Annotated in this window: 15 protein-coding genes and 1 pseudogene; 11 read left to right on the top strand and 5 right to left on the bottom strand. The window is 38.8% G+C overall.

The window, feature by feature from the left end:
* Positions 1 to 138: 138 nt before the first annotated feature.
* Together H5154_RS06255 and H5154_RS06250 are read right to left on the bottom strand one after the other, a co-directional pair.
* Positions 139 to 2,166, bottom strand: coding sequence for an ATP-binding protein (locus tag H5154_RS06255; protein ID WP_182717760.1), 2,028 nt, complete (start codon positions 2,164 to 2,166; stop codon positions 139 to 141).
* Positions 2,167 to 2,598: 432 nt separating this feature from the next.
* A complete protein-coding gene (locus H5154_RS06250) occupies positions 2,599 to 4,587 on the bottom strand; it encodes a ligand-gated channel protein (RefSeq protein ID WP_182717759.1) in 1,989 nt (662 codons plus the stop codon).
* Positions 4,588 to 4,707: 120 nt separating this feature from the next.
* Here H5154_RS06250 and H5154_RS06245 point away from each other — a divergent pair, with 120 nt between their 5' ends.
* Together H5154_RS06245 and H5154_RS06240 are read left to right on the top strand one after the other, a co-directional pair.
* Positions 4,708 to 5,616, top strand: a complete 909-nt coding sequence (locus tag H5154_RS06245; protein ID WP_182717758.1) for a LysR family transcriptional regulator — start codon at positions 4,708 to 4,710, stop codon at positions 5,614 to 5,616.
* Positions 5,617 to 5,723: 107 nt separating this feature from the next.
* A complete protein-coding gene (locus H5154_RS06240; protein WP_149980025.1) occupies positions 5,724 to 6,413 on the top strand; it encodes a VC0807 family protein in 690 nt (229 codons plus the stop codon).
* A 17-nt stretch (positions 6,414 to 6,430) separates the two neighbouring features.
* On the opposite strand, the gene H5154_RS06235 is transcribed toward H5154_RS06240, so the two are convergent.
* Complete coding sequence (locus tag H5154_RS06235; RefSeq protein WP_145234238.1) at positions 6,431 to 7,036, bottom strand: TetR/AcrR family transcriptional regulator; 606 nt, start codon at positions 7,034 to 7,036, stop codon at positions 6,431 to 6,433.
* Between the two features lie 170 nt (positions 7,037 to 7,206).
* Between H5154_RS06235 and H5154_RS06230 the strand changes: the two genes are divergently transcribed.
* From H5154_RS06230 to H5154_RS06220, 3 genes are all read left to right on the top strand, one after another.
* The gene (locus tag H5154_RS06230) at positions 7,207 to 8,256 is read left to right on the top strand and encodes an efflux RND transporter periplasmic adaptor subunit (RefSeq protein WP_182717757.1); all 1,050 of its coding nucleotides are present in this window, start codon (positions 7,207 to 7,209) and stop codon (positions 8,254 to 8,256) included.
* On the top strand, positions 8,256 to 11,345 hold the full coding sequence (locus tag H5154_RS06225; protein ID WP_182717756.1) for an efflux RND transporter permease subunit: 3,090 nt from the start codon (positions 8,256 to 8,258) through the stop codon (positions 11,343 to 11,345). Before H5154_RS06230 ends, H5154_RS06225 begins: the two co-directional genes overlap by 1 nt.
* A 230-nt stretch (positions 11,346 to 11,575) precedes the next feature.
* Positions 11,576 to 11,968 (top strand): GreA/GreB family elongation factor, encoded by a 393-nt coding sequence (locus tag H5154_RS06220; protein ID WP_182717755.1) that lies wholly within the window; start codon positions 11,576 to 11,578, stop codon positions 11,966 to 11,968.
* A gap of 305 nt (positions 11,969 to 12,273) precedes the next feature.
* Here the strand turns inward: H5154_RS06220 and H5154_RS06215 are convergent, their stop codons facing one another.
* Positions 12,274 to 15,006 carry a choice-of-anchor I family protein gene (locus H5154_RS06215; protein ID WP_182717754.1) on the bottom strand — a complete coding sequence of 911 codons (2,733 nt, stop codon included), beginning with the start codon at positions 15,004 to 15,006 and terminating at the stop codon, positions 12,274 to 12,276.
* Positions 15,007 to 15,363: 357 nt separating this feature from the next.
* Positions 15,364 to 15,549: pseudogene (locus H5154_RS06210) on the bottom strand (hypothetical protein); the annotation flags it as partial.
* Here H5154_RS06210 and H5154_RS06205 point away from each other — a divergent pair.
* The 6 genes from H5154_RS06205 to H5154_RS06180 all read left to right on the top strand — a co-directional run bounded on the left by H5154_RS06205 (position 15,541) and on the right by H5154_RS06180 (position 20,837).
* Complete coding sequence (locus tag H5154_RS06205; RefSeq protein ID WP_246175457.1) at positions 15,541 to 15,894, top strand: MarR family winged helix-turn-helix transcriptional regulator; 354 nt, start codon at positions 15,541 to 15,543, stop codon at positions 15,892 to 15,894. The pseudogene H5154_RS06210 and the gene H5154_RS06205 sit on opposite strands and share 9 nt — an antisense overlap.
* Before the next feature lie 273 nt (positions 15,895 to 16,167).
* Entirely contained in the window at positions 16,168 to 17,235 is a 1,068-nt protein-coding gene (locus H5154_RS06200; protein ID WP_145234248.1) for a hypothetical protein, read from the top strand.
* Between the two features lie 54 nt (positions 17,236 to 17,289).
* Positions 17,290 to 18,126, top strand: a complete 837-nt coding sequence (locus tag H5154_RS06195; RefSeq protein ID WP_220493323.1) for a TonB-dependent receptor — start codon at positions 17,290 to 17,292, stop codon at positions 18,124 to 18,126.
* A gap of 67 nt (positions 18,127 to 18,193) precedes the next feature.
* A complete protein-coding gene (locus H5154_RS06190; protein WP_182717752.1) occupies positions 18,194 to 18,979 on the top strand; it encodes an ETEC_3214 domain-containing protein in 786 nt (261 codons plus the stop codon).
* 9 nt (positions 18,980 to 18,988) lie between these two features.
* The gene (locus tag H5154_RS06185) at positions 18,989 to 20,287 is read left to right on the top strand and encodes a transglycosylase SLT domain-containing protein (protein ID WP_145234252.1); all 1,299 of its coding nucleotides are present in this window, start codon (positions 18,989 to 18,991) and stop codon (positions 20,285 to 20,287) included.
* Entirely contained in the window at positions 20,277 to 20,837 is a 561-nt protein-coding gene (locus H5154_RS06180) for an LPP20 family lipoprotein (RefSeq protein ID WP_145234255.1), read from the top strand. Before H5154_RS06185 ends, H5154_RS06180 begins: the two co-directional genes overlap by 11 nt.
* The last annotated feature ends 268 nt before the right edge of the window (positions 20,838 to 21,105 follow it).

Raw genomic sequence — 21,105 nt, 5'->3', positions numbered from 1 at the left:
ATACGATTCATCGCTGTTGAGATCTATAAAGAAATAATAATATATTGCGATAATAAAACTAATCATAGTGCGTTTTATCAAATACCACATTAAAAAACATACAAATATTAGGCCACGTTATTTTTCTCTGTTAATAAACTAGCTTATTTCTTTAGTTTTGCTCTTTCCTACAGCATTAACTACCGCTTCCTCAATCGAATGTAGTTTAAAAGGCTTTGAAATAAACATATCCATGCCAGCTTCTTTGCACGCAACTTTATCGGTAGATGATGTATTTGCAGTTAATGCCACTATTAAGGTATCTGCATAAGGACAAATATGTTGCGCTCGCAAAATTTTAGTGGCCTCAAGTCCATCCAGCTGCGGCATCACGCAATCCATAAAAATAAGATCGTATTTTTTTTGCTTACATTTTAAAATTGCGTCTTCGCCATCAACTGCAAAATCGGCTTTAATATTTAATTTTTCAAGCGAAGCGTCCAGTACCAATCGGTTTATTTGGTTATCATCAACAACTAAAACCGATAAATTAGTTGCCGCTATGACAACGTTTACCCGAGGGTTATTTTCGATTTGTACGGCGCCGACTGCAAGTGGGATATCCACGATAAATGTCGTACCCTGATTAAAAGTACTATCAACCGTTATTGTCCCCCCCATAAAATCAATCAATTCTTTTACGATTGCCAAGCCTAAGCCGGTACCACCTTTACTCTTTTTGGCGTCTATTTCTTGTGTAAAAGGTGAGAACAATGAATCTAAAAATGAGTTGGTCATCCCCCTTCCGCTGTCACACACTTCAAGATGCAAGGCTAATTTATCACCGACTACATTCACATCAGCATTAAATTTTACCAAGCCTTCGTCAGTGAATTTTAACGCGTTACTTAATAAGTTTGACGCAATTTGGCTCAGCCGAGCATTATCGCAATAAGCCCAACAGTCATCTGCTATCGTTATATTTGTTTGAAAATCAACCTTACTATCTCTAAACAATGGAATGTACAACGAAGCAAGATCAACAAAAATTGTTTTTAATAAAAAATGATTTGGTTCGAGTTTTAACTCACCGTGGTTTATTTTTGAAAAGTCGAGCACTTCGTTAATTATACTCAATAAAATATCCGCGCTACGCAAAGCTATCTTTAGTTTTTCAACTCTCTTATCTTCACGGCGCTCACCTAATAGCGTAGTTAACATTCCGGTTATGCCGTTCAATGGTGTCCTGAGTTCATGACTTATTTTAGCTAGTAGCATGCTTCTATCTTCTAACATGCGCTCTGCTTCTGCTTTTTTATTTTTTAACTCTTCGCGAAGCATGACCGATTCAGTCACGTCTTGTAAGGTACCAAATAACCTCACACATCGACCATTTAATAATTCAGCTTCACCAAATGTTGATACCCACAAAGTCTGTCCATTAGCGGTAACAAGTTCGAGGTCGAGATGCCATTTCTCGCCACTTTGTATTGCAGAGTTCACTGCATTAACGATGCTTTCTCTGCTTTCTCCTGCTTTAAAAAATTCAGTCGCAGCATTAAGATCAGGAACATAGCTATCACTAACTTGGTAAATACGTCGTGTTTGCTCGCTCCAAGTGACTTTATCAGTGAGTAAATCAACTTCCCACGTGCCAATATTTGCTACAGCCTCTAATTTTAACAGCGTATTGTTGTTTTTAATAAGCTGTTCATTGGTGATCTTGCGGGCAAACTCAGCACCCAGCCATTGTGCAAATAACTCAACATAGTCATGGGCTTGTTGTGAAAAGGGAGTTGATACAGCCGGTGATGAAAAGTTAACTGTACCGAATACATTTGAACCGACTTTTATTGGCGCCCCAATATAAGATTCGAGCTGGAAATTTAGGTAACATGGGTGGTTTGCAATGCGACTACTCGACGCTTTATGAAAAGTAAGCGCGGCATTTGCTGCGAGTGTATGTACACAATAAGTGCCTTCTAAATCAAACGTTGTACCAGAAGCTAAAGAATTATCAGGTGTTATAACGTAGAGCACGGTATAAATATTTTGTTCAATTTTACTAACAATCGCGATATCTAAATTAAATACATCAAGCCCAAACTTGAGCAAACTATGCGTTTTCTCGTCAAAACTTTGACTTTGATCAGATACAATATCATGGAAGCTTCGAAGGAAATTCAAATAAATACCTCGTATTATTTTGCATAGCGACAGATGCTATAGCTAAAAAATCTTATCTAACCACTTCATATTGGTTAATTATTATAGCGTGTAATTAAATATTTACCTTACTAAGGAGACTGACCTTTCGGGATTAAAATTTGTTCAATTTAGGTTTAACACTTAGAGCATAGTATGTTTGCCAGTTATGCTGCGTTATCGCCTATTTATGGGGAATTACCACACTACATAAGCTCAGCCTAGCCTAAAAGCCAAACACATTGCTGCAAACTTCGAAATAGAAACACACGCTACCCTAACTTTAGAGTAGAAACTTTTCATCAGCAATAGTTTATTTATATTTTCAGTTAGTTATAAAGCTCCATTTATAAAATAAGGCCTCAATTGAGACCTTATTACTTAACCTAAGCAGGGGTTACTAAGTGGTATGCATTAAAACTGCCACCCGAGCGATGCCCAATAACGGCGTCCGTCTTCGACATAACCATATTCATTCTCAGTGATATCTTTATCAAATAGGTTATAAATACCAAAGCCTAACTTTACGCTTTTAGTCAAAACATAATTACCACCCACATCGGCTAACGTGTAGTTAGGTGCAATTAGGCTGCTTTGTGAAGGTCCTGTGGTTGGTTGACTTTCCTCACCACGATAATGCACACGTAACCACCCCCCTAACTTATCGCTTGGCTGCCAGTTTAACGATGTTTGCACTATATGTTTAGGTAACTGATTGAGAGGACTGCCTTTATATTGCCCGGTTTTTTGCTCAGAATCGGTATAAGTGTAATTAGCGCTTAAACCTAAATCGCTGGTTAAGTCGTAAGAAACTGAAAATTCAAACCCTTGAGTCACGGCTTCATCAACATTTACATAGGTTGTCGGATCTGAACCAAACTGATTTTGGCCATCCGTGCATTGCGTAAGTGGGCATGCAATTCGCGTAATTTTGTCATCAAACTCATTGTAAAACACCGTACTTGAGATTGTGTAATCACCACGTGGATCGTAATAAATACCCATTTCATAATTCAATGACTTTTCAGGACTAAGATCTGGGTTGCCATAGATATTGCCGCCTCGACTTACTTGTCCCCAGTCTGCATTTGATTGACGAATATTAGGCGCTCTAAAACCTGTCGAAATACCACCTTTGATAGTGATAGCCTTAGAGGCGGTATAAACACCATATAAACGTGGACTCCAATGGCCTGAAAAATTATCGTCGTGGTCGTAACGCAAACCTGTGGTGAGCTTAAATTTGTCGCTGGTGCTCCACTCATCCTCAGCAAATACCGACCACTGTTTATTTTCTACATGGGTTAACTCGCTGATCCTATTACTCGTGTAATCATCAAGCACTTCTTTTAAGTAGGCTGCACCAAGCGTCGCGTTATGACCGGCAAAAATCGGTAAAGTCCAACTGGTTTGCGCATCCGTGTTTTCAACAAACATTTCACGAGAAGTATTATCGTACTTATCGTATTTTAAATAGCTGCGCGAGTTACCAAAGTCATAATAACCGTTATGGGTTAACGAGTAAGTTTGTTGCTCATACTCTGTTGTCGATGATTCTGGGCAACCTCTTCGGCCACAGCTTTCACCCGGCGCCAATGGTTCAACTGTTTTACCCAGTGTGTTTTCAAATTTTTGCTGCGCGCTGCCAACCTCTAGCATTATTTCGTGATTATCGTTTGGCGTTAAAATAAACTTTGCTTTAAGGTTACTTTGCTCTTTGCCCCTAAAGCCTGAAGTAAAGTTATCTTCGTCACGTTTTGAAAACTGCCCATATAATTGCACACCTAATAATTCTGGGACAAGTCCACCAGCTGCGAAAAAACTACCTTGATTAGTATTACCTGAGTCGCTACTTTGTTGAACTGTACTGTCTAAACGCAGCTCACCATACCACTGCAGGGGTGTTTTTCGAGTAATAATGTTTATCACCCCACCGATAGCGTCTGAGCCATACAAGGACGACATAGGCCCACGTATCACTTCAATGCGTTCAATTGCAGAGATTGGCGGTGTCCATGCACCTTCAACACCTGGTCCATCACTGTTTGGCCTTGTTTCACGTGATGATTGTCGCTGGCCATCAACTAAAATTAATGTGTATTGGCTAGCCATGCCTCGCAAGCTTATATCTTTGCGATCGCCACCGCCGGTAACCACAACTCCAGGAACATCGGTCATTGCATCGGTTAAGTCACGATAAAAGCGTTTTTCCAGATCTGCGCGATCAATCACACTGATGCTTGCTGGCGCGTCCTTTAACATTTGCTCATAACCTGACGCTGATACCACGATAACTTCCATATCTTGTTTCGTTTCATCAGCTAACACTATTGAGCTGGATAAACTAAGCGCGGTTAAAATGGCGCTAGTTAACGGTATTAACTTACAACTTACCGTGTTCATGATTTTTCTCCGTGACAAATGCAGTTTAAATGATAATAATTAGCGTTTGCATGGTAGTGAGATGTTCCTTTTTCTACAATGTGTATTTTCTTAAAACAGTATTAAGTAAGACTTAACCAAATGAATACAAAATTACTTCGCGCATTAACTGTATTTGTGCGCATTGTTGAAACGGGTAGTATGAGTAAAGCCGCAGTTGATCTTGCCATGACCACATCAGCAATTAGCCAACAAATCAAACAAATAGAGCTTGATATTAAGTTGAGCTTATTTAATCGCAGTCCACGAGAACTGACACTCACCGAGGCTGGCGAGATTTATTATCAAAGCTGTGTAACCATCCTCACCGCTGCAAAACAAGCTGGTGAAAAGCTGCAATTTTTACAAAACAGCCCTAGTGGTCAATTAAAGTTAGTAGCACCGGTTGGATTTGGTGGCGGAATATTAAGTGAACCGCTTAAAAAATTAACCAACCAGTACCCTTATTTTGATGTGCAACTGACTTTATCTGACGAACCCCTTGATATAATAAAGTCGGGCGCTGATTTGGCTATAGCGATTGGCCCGCTGGATGATTCAAGTTTAGTTGCTCGGCCTTTGGCGAAGTGGCCACTCGTATTATGTGTACATAAAAGTCACCCATTGGCTGAGCATTGCACACTGTCGCCTTGGCAGTTAAACCATTATACTCGTATCTCGCATTGCACTGCAGATCACCCATTAACGCATAGTTTAAACAGCCAAAAAAAAGCGCTCCCAAAACCACGTATCGTGGTTAATAACATGCACAGTATTATTCAATTAGTGTGTGATGGCGTTGGTTATGCAATTTTACCAAAGCCAGAAGTACAATCATTATTGCTAGAAGGAGAACTCGTTGAGTTATGCACTGACTGGCAACTGCCAACCTACAGTGTGTATGCAATTACCCCAGCAAGAGATATTTTGGCAGGTAAAACCAAAGTGGCTATCGAAATTTTAAAACAGCACTGTGATGAAATCTCAGATTCATTAAAGCAGTCTGCATAAAGCAAATTATCCTAAACTTACTTGTAACTACTGCAACACAGCGGGTCTATATCTTAAAGTAACTTGTGTATATACTTTATGTATTGAATACCAATGATTGATGCATAATGACAGCGGCAAAAAAGAAGAGTAATTTTTTCAGTAATATAATTTTTAATATTATTTTACCTGCGGTGATTTTAAGCCGCTTTAGTACACCTGATACGTTAGGCCCGGTATGGGCAGTAGTGGTAGCACTTGCTTTTCCGCTGTTATTTGGTTTGTGGGAACTTAAACAATCAGGCAAAGTAAACTTTTTCTCAGTACTTGGCATTATCAGCGTACTACTTACTGGCGGTATCAGTTTATTTGAACTTGACCCAGCTTATATCGCGATTAAAGAAGCGATGGTACCAGCAATTATTGGTGTGATTGTATTGATCAGCCAGTACACCCCTTATCCGCTGATCCGTAAATTACTAATTAATCCTGAATTGCTTGATATTGATAAACTTATGCATTCGTTAGAGCAACAAAACAACACCGCGGTATTTGATGCAAAAATGCGTCTTGCCGGTTTTATTGTTGCCAGTGCGTTCTTTTTATCTGCAACACTCAACTACTTTTTAGCAAAAAGTATTGTTGTTAGTATGCCAGGCACCACAGCTTATGCCGAAGAGTTAGGACGTATGACTTGGTTAAGCTACCCAGTCATTGTGGCGCCGACTATGGTGCTATTAGGCGGAGCAATTATTTTCATTTTTAAGCAAATAGGTAAATTAACTAAACAACCTATCGATGAATTTATATTGCAGTAAGTGGTTACTCAAAAGCCTTAGCGATACATTTTAATAAACCGCCTTACGCAATCTTCAATATATGCTGCTGGCGGTACATCATTAATTTTTGCGTGCCCAAGTGCATGGCGTAATTTCCAATCACCTGTGGCCATGCCCAGTAACTGTAACGTGGCAAACTTAGGGTTGTCGATATCAAGCAAGCCCGCCTGTGCAATACTACATAAGCAGACCTCTACCTGCTGCATCACTACTTTAGGGGCGGCGTCATAAAACAATAAGGCCAACTCAGGGTATTCATCTTTGTGCGCTACGCACGTGTCGTATACTTTCAATGCCTCGGGTGAAAATACCAGTGTAATAAAATTAGTCACAACACGTAGTAAGTTTTCCTCTAGGCTTTGCGCTGGCTCAAAACGCTCTTTACGTAAGTTTGAGGAGGAACAATGCGCTGTTACAGTTTCAACAAATAGATTATTTTTGTCTTTGAAATGACTATAAACCGTTTGTTTAGATACTTGGGCTAATTTAGCAATTTGATCCATGCTGGTATTAGGAAAGCCTTTATCCATGAACAAGGTCGTTGCAGCTGTAATAATTTGTTGTCGTTTTTGTTCTGACCGACTTAGGGTAGTTATTTCCATTTTCACCTCAAATCAAACTAGACAGTCTAGTTTGATTGATTTATATTTATACAAAATTAGACTCTTGAGTCCAATTCTAAATCATTCTGCGTCTAGCACAAAGCATAACTGTGTTTAATGCACCTGACTAACCACGCTGATTTAACATGGCGATAAATAAGGATATTATAATGAAAAAATATCTGCTTAGTGCATTCATTTTATTCACACCATTTATATGTTACGGCGAAAGTCTGGTTCATGTAGCTGCCTACACAGTACAACAAGAGGCGGGCTATTATCAAACACGTACGCTTAGTGGCAAAGTGGTCATACAAAACGATGCAAAGTTGAGTTTTGAATTTCCAGGAAAAATTGCACAAATTTATTTTGATCAAGGCGAGCAAGTAAAACAAGGTGATATTATTGCACGCCAAAATACGCAGCTTTTAGTTATCGAAGAACAAAAACTTCAGGCGCAAAAACAACGAATTCAAGCACAACTTACCTTCGCTGAACTTGAAAAAAAGCGTTTAGCAGAACTTGATAAAAAGAACTACTCGGCCACCTCGGCACTTGACCAAGTTAAAACCAATATCGCTGTACTTAACGCAGAACTAGCCGCAATAGCAGCAAGCTTGAATGAAGTCAGTATCCGCACTGAAAAGGCACATTTAACCGCGCCATTCAACGGTATTTTAGGCCAGCGCTTTGCCTCACAAGGTGAAATTGTTGCAGCCAGTACACCGATTGTGCGTTTAATCGAAAACCAACATGCGCAAGTTAGCATGGGGATCCCACTGACACTGCAAAGCACCATCCAAAATAGCATGGACATTGAGATTGCCGGACAAAACTTTACTGCACAATCTATCAGTAAAGGAGCGAGTATCGACCCACATACACAAACCTTAACAATGCGCTTTGCTTTGCCAAGTAGCGCAGTTGTTTATGCTGGTCAATTAGCAAAATTAACAGTGCAACAATATCAGCAACAAAGCGGTTTTTGGGTGCCTCTTGATGCCCTTGCCGATGGTGTGCGCGGTACTTGGCAGGTTTATCAAATAAAAAACAAGGTACTAAAACCTATCATTGTGCAGCTTTATTATGCCCATGATGGCTATGCGTTTATTGGCGCCCCATTACACAATGGTGCGCAAATTGTTGCCAATGGCATGCATAAGCTGTCGGCCAACATTTCGGTTAATGTTGTTGCAAATCAACCAACCAAGGTGCTGTGATGATCCGCTATTTATTTAATCACGGGCGTGTCCAAGCGCTTTTAGTGGCGTTACTTATCGTTAGTGGTTTAGCTGCGATCAGTGGCTTAGCGCGCAGTGAAGATCCTCGAATAACTAATCGTATCGCTATCGTAACCACTGCTTTACCTGGCGCCAGTGCTGAACGAGTTGAGGTGCAAATAAGTGAGAAAATCGAACAAAAACTAAAATCCCAAGCTGAAGTAAAGCATTTATCGTCGATTTCTCGTCCTGGGCTCTCAGTGATCACCATTGAGCTAAAAGACGAAGTCACGAACGTTAAACCCATTTGGTCGCGAATGCGTGATTTATTAGGTGATGTCAACAACCAGTTGCCAGTAAATGCTTCATCACCGCTACTGGATGACGAGCGTGGCTATGCTTATACTCGTATCTTATCGCTTAACGCCAATGACGATATAACCACATTAGCAACGGTTAATCGCTATGCAAAAGAACTGCAAAATCAATTACGTAATGTTTCAGGTGTGGAGTTGGTGCATTTTTTTGGCCAAGTTGATGAGGAAATTTTAGTTGCGGTTGATCAACAAAAAGCCAGTTTAGCTGGTATTCCTTTAGCGCATATTCATGCAGCTATTCAAGGTGCAGATGCAAAAGTAGCCGCTGGTACCCTTACAAATGACAAATCGCAAATGCAAATTGAAGTGACCGGTGCGTTTGACTCGATTGCTCGCATTGGCGCAATTCCACTAAGTAGTAATCAAAATGCAGGGCAATATCAACTCTCTGATGTAGCCCAAATTACTCGCTCAGTAAAAACCCCCGTGAACGAAATTGCATTAATTGATGGAAAACCCGGTATTTATATTGCGATCCGCATGTTACCAAACTTGCGTATCGATACTTTTTCTAAGCGTGTTGATGTCGCCATCGATAACTTTAGCCAAGACTTACCAAGCCAAATTTTACTCCAAGATATTTTTGATCAACGCGGTTATACCCAAACTCGTTTATCCGATTTACTCAGCAATATTACCGTGGGGTTTGTGCTTATTCTAGTGGTACTATTTATCACTTTAGGTTTTAAAGCTGCTCTAGTTGTCGGCACCGCGTTACCTTTAACCGTATTGTTTACGTTAGTAAGTATGCAGCTCTATGGCTTACCTATTCATCAAATGTCGGTTACCGGTTTAGTCGTGGCCCTGGGCATTATGGTTGATAACGCCATTGTCATCACCGATGCTGTTCAGCGCTTTCGCCAACAAGGCCTAACAGCTTTAGCCGCAGTAGAAAAAGCCGTGGCACATTTTTGGCTTCCACTGCTTGGCTCAACTCTAACAACTATTTTAGCGTTTGCACCGATTGTGTTGATGCCAGGTGCTGCAGGAGAGTTTATTGGCGGTATTGCCTTAAGTGTTATTTTTGCCTTAATTGGTTCATACCTGATTTCACACTCTTTAGTGGTGGTATTTGCAGGGCAATTTATCAATAACGAACAGCGTACTGGTATCTTTTATCAAGGTATACGCACACCTAAACTCAGTAAACGCTTTGAAGCAACGTTAAAACGTAGCCTAGAAAAACCAATACTCACTTTACTACTGGTCTTTATACTCCCTGTTGCCGGTTTTTTTGGGGCAGGACAACTCACCGAGCAGTTTTTCCCGCCCTCAGATCGCGATATGTTTCAAATTGAAGTGCATTTTGCCCCTCATGTGAGTATTACATCAACTCGACAAGCCATAGAGAAAATGGATCAACTAATTCGGCAATCTGAAGGCATTGAAAAGCTCGATTGGATGATCGGAACTAATTTCCCAAGCTTTTACTATAATATGCTCCAGCGTAATCGCGGCGCCAATAACTATGCGCAAGCGATGGTAAAAGTAACCGACTTTAAACGTGCCAACGAGTTAATAAAAAGCTTGCAAATACAACTTGATAAAGCATTTCCAAACGCACAAACTTTAGTCAGAAAGCTTGAGCAAGGTCCACCATTCAATGCACCAATTGAAATGCGTATTTATGGCCCAAGCCTAGATACTCTCTCTGAACTGGGCCAACAATTACGCACGCAGCTCATTGCTCATAACGATATAACCCACACCCGTCCAACCTTATTGTCGGGCTCGCCTAAACTATGGTTAAACACCGATGAAGCAGCGCTGACTCATGCAGGATTAAGCCTAAGTAACATGGCAACCCAACTACAAAACCAGTTCAATGGTGTCGTGGTCGGCAGTATTATTGATAATACCGAAACCGTTCCCGTACGCGTTAGAGTTGCAGATAAGCACCGAGATGATATTAGCTCGCTATTTAGTACGCAGTTAAATACGCCAGCTAGTTCAAACCAAATAGATACTGCACAACCGCTAGTGATTGAATCATTTGCCAGTGCAACACTGAGCCCTTCTCGTGGCTCTATCGCTCGCCGTGACGGTGAACGTGTTAATATTATCGAAGCTTATTTAGCAACTGGCGTATTACCGCAAACCGTACTGAATGAAGTGACCGCCACCATTGCACAATCAGGCTTTGTATTACCCCATGGCTACAGATTAGAGCTCGGTGGTGAGTCGCAAAAACGCAACGAAGCGGTTAGTAAATTGCTTGGCCAAGTGGGGATTATTGTCGTGTTATTGATCACCGTACTGGTGATGTCATTTAATTCATTTACCACCACAGGGCTAATCTTAATAAACGCCCTGCAAGCTGCAATGCTGGGCTTGCTCAGTGTATTTATTGCTGGCTACCCGTTTGGTTTTACTGTGATCATTGGTTTATTGGGCTTAATGGGACTGGCCATAAATGCCGCCATTGTCATTTTATCAGAGTTAAATTCACTGCAAGCCCTCACTGATAAAAACAAAATCGTTGCCGCTGTGATGACTTGCTCACGCCATATCAGCTCCACTACCATCACCACCGTTGGTGGCTTTTTACCACTCATACTCGCCGGCGGAGGTTTTTGGCCTCCGTTTGCCGTCGCTATCGCAGGTGGTACTGTATTAACCACTGTGTTGTCATTTTATTTTGTTCCTGTGGCATATTATTTAGTATCAAAACGCACGCTACGCACAAAAAAACATGGAATTAACGCACACTAGTAAATTTAAATTAATATCTTTATTTTTAAATTATAAAACACCATTGATATAATATTTTTATAAGGTATGATTACTTTAAATAAGAGGAACATCATGTTTATATTAATATCTCATCCACAAAAAACAAATCTCACCTTCGACATTTAAGCCGAGTGTAACTCTTACACTCGGCAGTCTCACTGTATTATTTTAAATTTAAGTTCGGTTCAGTTTTCGTGGAGGTATAGTCCGTGTTTGCTTTTCTGTTCGGGTACAAAACCCCTGCTTTTTATAAGTATAAAAACTATTTAAGCCAAAGTTCAGCATTTTTACATCCGCTGAAACTCGCGCATGTGTTGCAAAAAATAGAGTATTCAAAACGACCTTGGTCAAAGTTTAGCCCACATGTACAAATTGGCTGTACCGTAGTCATCCAGCATACTGATACGGGTTATAAACGCCGTATAAGCTTAGTTCCGGCTGCAGAAAAGGGGCTATGTAATAATGTTGTGTCATTACACTCTCCTATAGGTACTGATCTTTTAGGACATAAAATAGGTCACATTTTTGAGTGTAAAGAATATGGATGTTTTCACTCTTGGCAAATATTAGCAATTAATAGTAAGGAGAATTATATAGAGTAAATCATTTCAATTTTTATTTATTAATTTTTATATATTTAATTGGAGTTATTTATAATGAGTAAAGAAAAAGCTAAAAAACCAGCAAAAATGACGTTAAAAGAAAAGCGAAAAATACGTAAGGAGAAAACAAAGACAACCGAAAAGTAAAGAGTTGTCACTTTACATATAACGTTTCATGGAAACCTTAATAAAGTCCAAAGCTCGGCATTATAATAATGTCGGGCTTTTATCGTTTAAATATATTAATAACAAAGGCCTCAATAGAGACCTTTGTTATAGATGAAGTTTAAATAAAACTGAATTAGCTACTGTATTGTTGGCACGGTAATAATTGATACAGAGCCTAGCGGATCTACGTTATAGTCTTCACTCGGTTCGCCTTCGTCAGCGGTGATGATTAATTTACCATCGGGACTGAAAGTTACCATATCTGGCAGTGCTCCGACCGCAGATATCATTTCAAGCTCATAACTACTCGTGTTAAACATAGCAACAACGCCAGTATCAGTTTTCACGCCTGACTCGATCGCAGCGGCAAGTTTTCCGTTTGATACTGCGACAGAATTAACACCTGCACCGTAATAGCTAATATCAATTGCACCAAGTGTTGCAATGTTATTTGGGTTAGCAAAATCAATCACTTCAATACGAGGAGCGTTAAGCAAGCTGCCGTTATTTACTACGAATAAACGTTTTGTTTGTGCATCATAAGCCGTGATCTCTGCGGCGCCTTCACCACCTTCAATTAACAAGCGTGATGCAAAATCAAACTTGCCTTCGTTGTTTTCACTATAGACGGTGATATTACCACTGTCTTCGTTTGCAACTACCAGCTGCGCTTTTGACGTTGGGCTTTGATCAGCGGTTATAAATAACACCCCTTCTGGCGCATCATCACCTTGGGTAACGAGCATTTGCACAAAACTTACGGCATTAACATCACTAATATCATATACTGCAACCGCATCAGCACGCTCTAAAGCAATAAATGCATAGCGCTTATTGGCAACCATACCTGTTGTTACACTCTCAGGCTCAGTGCCTTTCGCATCACTGCGACCATCTGGGTAAACGCCGGCTTTATTAGCTTCAAAGGCAAGTGATGAACCACTATCAAACACCTGCTCACCGGTATCACCATTGAAGATTGAGAATGAACGTGCACCAAAACTATAGAGTTTATTATGACTTGATGCTGCAGTATCAGAATCAACATATTGCGATACTAATAAACGCCCTAATTCGACGTTGTTTTGTAATATACTTACGTCTGTAAATACCGACTCATCAAGCACGATATCTGCAACTTTCTCACCTTCAGCGAAGTTGCTAAACCAGTCACGTATATCCCCCTCGTTGGCAGTTAAAACGTAATCTATGCCATCTTGTGTAAATGTTGCGATGCCATCAGGTTGATACATACCCACTACGTTTGCGCGGGTTTGTAGTTTGATCATTTTATCTTTATCACTGGCATCGATTTCATTGCCAGCCATACCATAATCTTTAAAGCCCAGCGGAAAAATATCAGTGATAGTTTTCGTGGTTAAGTCTATTTTTGCAAGGCCGTTATTCTCTTGCAATGACACCCATGCAGTGCTTGAATCAGCTGATACGGCGACATACTCAGGCTCAACGTCTGCAGCTAAATCTGCACCTTTACCAAATACTCGGAAGCCTTTGCTTTCAAGAGCCGCTTCTTGATCATTAAATGATGTGAAATTTAATGTAGTTGCAGCACCCACATGCATAGGAGTTTTGAAGTTTTTACGTCCAGGGCTGGCATAAAGTTGTGGCGCATTCTCATCAACAAGCTCTATAAATTCCATACCATCAGGAAAACGGCCATAACTATTAACATGGAAATCGCCATAACTGACTTGTTGATGCACTTGGCCTTGGTATTTTAGTTTAATGGTTTCGCCTTTGCCTAAGCCAAAGTCTTCATTATTATTTAAAATAGCCGTTGCGGGTGCACCGTTAGGTAACTGAGCACCCGTAACTAAATTCGGCAATAATACAATAAAGCCGTGGCCAGGAATTTCTGTACCTGCAGGGATAGTTAAACCCGCTTGGTTATTCGCTTCACGGTCTAAATCAACTAACTCCCACTCATTAGCTGCAAAAACAAATGGTTCAGAAGATGTGTTGTACAGCTCAACAAAATCAAAATCGGCGTCATCACGGCCTTTTGAAACCACTTCATTGATCACAATATTAGCGGCAGTTGCACCATCAACCGGCGCTGGTAATTTATTGGCAGCACCAGGCGTTGGCGCGAGCGCTTCATCTTGAGTGTGCCAATTACCACCATCTGGTAAACGCCCCCATGTAGACACATGGCTACCATCACTCCAATGTGCGCTATCTACAATTTGATTGTTGTGCACCAGTAATGCGGTGTCGCCTTTACCTAAACCAAAATCAGTATCGCCAGCAGTGGCAACTAAAGTATCTGTTGGTGCATCAAATGGAATGCTAGTTTGATCTGTGGCAATCACTAAAAACCCACCTGCAGCGATGGTTGTACCTTGTGGAATTTTAATGCCCGGCTCTTTATCAATCTCAAAGCCTTTTAAATCATTTACTGCCCAATTAGCGTCACTAAAGGTAAATGCTTGTTCAGAGTTATTAAACAACTCAATAAAATCATAACCGCCTTCATTTGAACGCACCTCGTTGATCACCACTTGCCCTGCTGATGGTGTCTCAGTAATTTGGCTAAATGTTGCAGTAACCTCTTTATGGTTATTCATTGTAAGAGTTAAAGAAGTCGCGCTATAGTCTGCATTACCAATATCGCCAGACCATGAAACAAATTTATATCCTTGTGCAGCCTGAGCGTTTAGCATAACAATAGCACCTTGCTCATAATCAGCACGCTCTGGACTTATTACTACGTTTCCAGCACTTTGCTCTGTGATATTTAATATCAGTTGGTAACGCAAAGGCTCTAAATCATTATCATCATCTGCTAGATCACAGCCACTTAATAGACCTAGCATTAATAAGCTGCCTACTATCGGTTTCAATTTCATCACATTTCCTTGGTATCGTTTTAGTTTTAATTAATCACGATACCCTAAAGCGTAATATTGACAGCTAAATGTAATTATCATGTCAATGGGATGACATTGCGAACGAGAATAAACTATAAGATCATGATTTAATTTATAATTCACCTCATTCTAAATAACCAAAATTCAGACGTACAGGTAGTAATTTCCAACTCTAACTACGTTGAATTTACTTGCCGTTGCTCTCTAACTAATAGCTGTAGTGATGTACTGAATATCAGGTTGTAACTCTGCGCAATAGAAAAAATTTATAAAATGCTTAAAATTGTGAGGGGCACTTTTTGGCATAAAAAGCGCAGCATAATCCGCGCTTTCAATTTACTCTGATACAGAAGGTTCAGTATTTGCTTGAGCTTCGCTTACAGGAGCTTCGTCACTTAACAAGTACTTTTCGAGCCATTGCTCTTGCTCCCAAAGCACATGCAGTAAACTCTTGCGAGCACGGAAGCCGTGAGCTTCGTAAGATAACATTACTAAACGCGCTTCTTTACCTAAATGAGCAAGGTTTTAGGCTTAACGCACTCTGGTGCGGTTAGATTAATAAATACGCTTGAAAAAGAAGAGCTTGTAAAGAGGCGTAAATCGGTAAAGGATGCTCGCTCTGTTGTTTTATACGTAACTGATAAAGGAAGTCAAAGGGTTAAACGAGTACTAAACAGCCGAGAAACAGCCACCTCTAAAATACTAAATAGCTTTAATGATGAACAAAAACAAAGCTTTTTAAGCTTGATAGAACTAGCGCTTAGCAGCATAACAAGCGAGCAGATAAAAGCCCGTAAAATATGCAAACTATGTAACGAAGGTGTATGTAGAAAGCGTGGTTGCCCAGTAGAAAATGCAATTAAATAAAGTACACCCCACTTAAAAACTTATCCAATAAGTTAAAGAATGATAACAGCCACTTTAGTCGTTTTTCTTACATGAAATTAGGTAAAGATGGATTCGATTATAGTTATAAAATTCATGCATCTTTTTAAATTGTAAAGGTATTCCCCCCTTGTACCTTTTTTAAAATAAGAAAAAAGAACCGTTTTAATGAGAGTTATAGCTATAAGGTTGACCCATCTAGTTACAAGTGTTAAAAAGTGAAAATGAACACTAACTTAATAAAGGAATAATTGTATGATAAAGGGAATAAAAATCGCTTTAGTATCAAGTGTAATGCTCTCTGGCTGTGTAGTTACTGAAACTATTAATGGAGGTATTGCTAGTTTAAATAACTCTTTCACAACTGCTGAATTACCTATTACATACACAAAAGCGGCTAAAGAAAGTGGCACTGAGAAAATGAAGCGTCTTGCAGTTATTTCAAATAACAGAAACGCATCTACAGGTATAATTGAAACAAACCTTTCAAATATTCGTGTGAATGGCCAACCTTACTTTACCTTTGTTGATAAAGCTTCTCTTAGTAAAATTATAGAACAACAACGGTTTAATGAAAGTGATATCAGTAACTCAAAAAACAGAACCCGCCTAGGTAAACTTACAGGCGCAGATACACTTATCACTGCTGACTACACTGCTGATGTAGATACCTCTACTTACTACGAAAAAGACAGTGAATGTATACAAAAAGGTGATAAATGGTACAAGTGTGAGAAGTCTAGAGAAATAACCATTAAGTGCTCAGAAAAAATTGCGAAAGTAAATTTTAAACCTAAGGCTGTATCTGTAGAAACAGGGCAAATTGTTTTTACTAAACAATATTCACGCCTATCAAGTAGTAAAGTATGTAAAGGTGACGACCCTCATCCATCTGACTCTGTATTACGAGGCAGAGCACTTGCCGCTGTAATAGAAGAATTAAAACAAGATGTTGCACCACACCAAGTGACTAAAAATGTAAAGTTGATGGAATCTGATGATTCAGATTTAACTGATAAAGCAGAAGAGTTATTAGACCTCGCTGTTGAATTTGCAGAAAAAGACATGCCTGACCACGCCTGCAAAACCTTTGCAAAAGCTCAAAGTCAGTATTCAGAGTCACTGGCTATAAACTACAACAATGGTGTGTGTGCAGAAAGAGCGAATGATTTAGAATTAGCAAAAGCATATTATGAAAAAGCGAGCAACTTAACATTAGACGTTGACGAACTTAAGTTTGTTATTGAAGGCCAAACACGGCTTGTCGAGCGTGAATCGGATAACGCAAAGCTAACTCTAGCAACAACTTCAAACCGTTTGTAATTTAAGTTAAGGCCTACCACTTTTGTGTTAGGCCTTATTGCTGTTGGTAAAACTATGACTACTAGAACATCCTCACTACTATTAGCGGCAATAGCGCTAAGTCCTTTCCTTACTAATGCAGCATCACATTGTAGTTGCAGCTCATACTATGCAAAGAATGCCCAGCCTAAGTGGGTAGGAATAGATATTGTTGATGATGAAAAATTAGCTAGTTCAGGCTCTTCACAATGCTCTGGTTTAAAAACAATTGATGAACGTCGGTCAGCTAAAAATGCGCGTGAAGAGCTCGCAAAATTACTAAATACTGATATTTCAGTGAAAGAAATAATTAAAAACACCTCGTCAAGCACAGTAAGCCATTCTGATTACAAATCGGTGATTGAGTCTCAAACCAATCAGCTATTAAAAAGCGCAAAAGTATATGATCGTTATGTAGACCCTATTAACTGTACTGTATATGCAGCTATTTCAATTAGTAAAGCCGATCTTGAAGAAGGCCAACAAGAAAAAATAAAACAACAACAAGCAATGCTAGGCGCAAAAAATAGTTGCTTAAAAGTAACGGGCGAAAATAGCTCTCAACTTACAGAGTTACTCACTGAGCAACTTTTACAGCATGGATATAAATTAACAAACTCGGCTTGCGAAGTGACCTATTTAGTTAAAAACTCGATAATAAAAGCACAAAGTAAACTTGTAATTACACAGTTAAAACTTCAAATAGATACACAAAGCAAAAAGTCTATTTGGCAACAACGTTTTGAAGGAAAAGGTTTGAGCTACTCTAAACGCTCAAAAACCGAGTTAATTCATTTAGCCAATCAAGACAGCACAACTAATTTAATAAATAGCATTGTAAAGTTAAAAAATACTGCTATCAATTCTTATTAGCGATTATATTAAGCCATATTTTAAACAGTTATATTTAACACTGATAAACTATATTTTAAGGATGAAAATGTCTGTAGGAAATAACTTAGAGCCTGAGGCTAACACTGAAGAAAATAAATCTTTGTTAGCTAAATTGAAAGGTTACTTTATTTTACTTATGGTTACTTTAATGGGTCTTGGAAATTGGGCCGATAGTAAAGCACTCATAATTGAAGGGTACAACGGATTCATTACTCACTTTACGAACCAAATCGAAGAAAAAAAGATTACTGCGCTAGATATTGGCAACTACTTACCTTACGCTGAAAAAAAAATTGGTATTCCGCAAGTAATTAAAACATCATCTTTGAATACTGATTACGAATATAGGTATTACAAAAATACGAAATATTTACTTACACTTATTAATAAAAATACTCGTATAGTCGGCATCGCCGTACATAGTTTAAAATACGATAAATCTATGGTACCGGAATTTACACCCTTAATACCTTTTAATAAAAAAATGCTCAGAGTTAATAGTCTAAGCGATGTTATAAAATCAAGTAACGAATTTTATTTTGATTCTCATAATATTAAATATTATATGCAGTCAAAACAGTTAAATGCTCAAGGTATGTTTTTGAACCTTAGCGTTGGCTTTAGTAACTACGCACCATTACTTGATGAAACGCAAAAAGCTTTATTTAAACTTGATGAGTTAATGCTTACTCAAGATGACGAAAAAGCCTTAGCTAAAACAACCGAGATACTTGCTAACACTGCGGCTACATTTTATGCAGTATCTGAGCTATCTAGTGAATACATCTCTGATTCATTACTGACAACGTATGAATTTAACGCTTATTTTTAAGGATAAAAAATGCGTCACACTTTATTATTTTTTGCTTTATTTAGTGCTTACAGCGGGGCTACCACGCCGACGTTCGAAGAATTTAAAAAACAGCAACTTGCAAAACAAACCACTTTTAAAAACGATCATCAGTTGGAATATCAAGCATTCAGACAAGCATATCTCGAGGAATACGATAAATTTAGAGATAGATTATTGCAAAACTGGTCAAGACCTGTACAAAGCTCATTATTAGAACGTGTTGAATATAGTGCGGATAAAAAAACACGTATTATTATTGATGAACAAAATTCGACCGTGACTGTACAAACACTTGAAGGCTCAAATGAAACAGGACTAAAAGCGACTTCTCAAGAAGAAGCATTAACAACAAATCAATTGTTAAATAATGTTAAATTATCGCCGGTTTTAACTGATATTTTTAAAGACCCTAGCTTACTCGATAAAGCAGTAAAAACAGCAAAAGTTGATATAAAAGCACAGCCAGACAAACATGAAAGCGAAGTCGCATTAATTAATGAAATTACTTCTCAACACGAGCAATCATTGAGTAGTTTAGATAAAAACGAGCAATTACCTAAAGCACAAATTGATATCCAAAAAGAGCAGCTTACCAAAGAAAAAGAACAACGTATTAGTAATTTAAATAATGCGCTAAAAAAAACAAAAGAGCAAAACCTTACCTACAAACGCATTAAGTCGCATACTTTCGCTCTACCCGATACTTATTTACAAAAAAAAGTAGCGCCTTTTGTTACTTATTATAGCCAGTTTTCTAAAGATCAATTATCTTTACTATTAGCTATTTCACATGCTGAGTCGTCATTTGATCCTAATGCAAAATCGCATATTCCAGCATTTGGATTAATGCAAATAGTGCCAAACTCAGCAGGCTTAGATGTTGCTCGCAGACAATTTAAAAAGGATATAGCTCCTACAGCTAAAGAATTATTCGACCCAAAAACTAATATAACTTACGGTGCTGGGTACTTAGACATTTTAACGACTCGATATTTGCGCAAAATTAATAATCCCATAAGCCGAAGATATTGTGCCATTGCAGCTTATAATACTGGCGCTGGTAACGTAGCTAAAGCATTTAACTTAAATAGAAGTACGAATATAAATAAAGCGGTAGCCTTAATAAACCAATTAGATAGCGAAGGTGTATACGCACAACTTATAAATAATTTACCGTACGACGAAACAAAAAAGTACTTACAAAAGGTAAGTAAATTAGATATTCAATATCAAAAAAACTTAGAACAATGGAACCTTAACAATAAGGAAGTAAATCATGCGAAATAAACTTTTAATATTGGCAGTTGCTGGAGTTATTACAGCATGTGGTACAACACCACAAAAGTCTCAACCTCTTGCTGAAAACGATTCTGTTCCAAGCTGGGTTTTACAACCTACAGCACCCGAGGGCGGTTTGGCTTCATCTAGCTGTGTAGTATGGACGGGCAATATGGCTGCAAGTAGAGCACAAGCTATTGCCAATGCACGTGCCGATCTAGTAACTCAAATTAGTGCTAAAGCGCAAGTAATGGATACACTAATAAACAAACAAACCCAACAGCAAGACTCAACGACGACTAATTCATCATTTACGCAAATAAGTAAACAGGTAGCTGAGCAAAGCTTAGTAGGGGCTATTGCTAAAGAAATTGGTTTTGCTCGCTTAGATGGAAAGAAACAGTTATGTGCGCTTGTAACTATGGAAAATACTAAGCCTTTATTTGATAAATTAATCGAAACGTCAGGAAAGAATTTAAGCCCTAATGATGAAGATATGCTTTACCGTGAATTCAAATTAAAAACAACAACTGATGAGCTTAAAGCGCTAGATAAATAAGCGTTTTATAACAGCCCTAATATAAGTTAGGGTTGTTATATTAATTAAATAACTACAATAAATTACCCTAGTATTAACCAAACCCCCACTAGCACCATTAAACTCCTAAGAGATCCCCAAAAATAATCTTTAATTTTCAATCGCATCACTCACATCCATATTTTTCCAATCGATTTGCACTACTACCTGTACGAAATAGGCTAGTCCTTCCAAATAATCTCGCCGTCGCAATTTAATGGACTGTTTTTTGACGTATCGCAATCCAACA

Origin of the sequence: Pseudoalteromonas sp. SR44-5 (genome assembly GCF_014163675.1) — a bacterium.
GTDB classification, from domain to species: Bacteria; Pseudomonadota; Gammaproteobacteria; order Enterobacterales; family Alteromonadaceae; genus Pseudoalteromonas; species Pseudoalteromonas rhizosphaerae.
The sequence above is the reverse complement of the archived record's forward strand: the minus strand, read 5'-3'. Positions and strand labels throughout refer to the sequence as shown.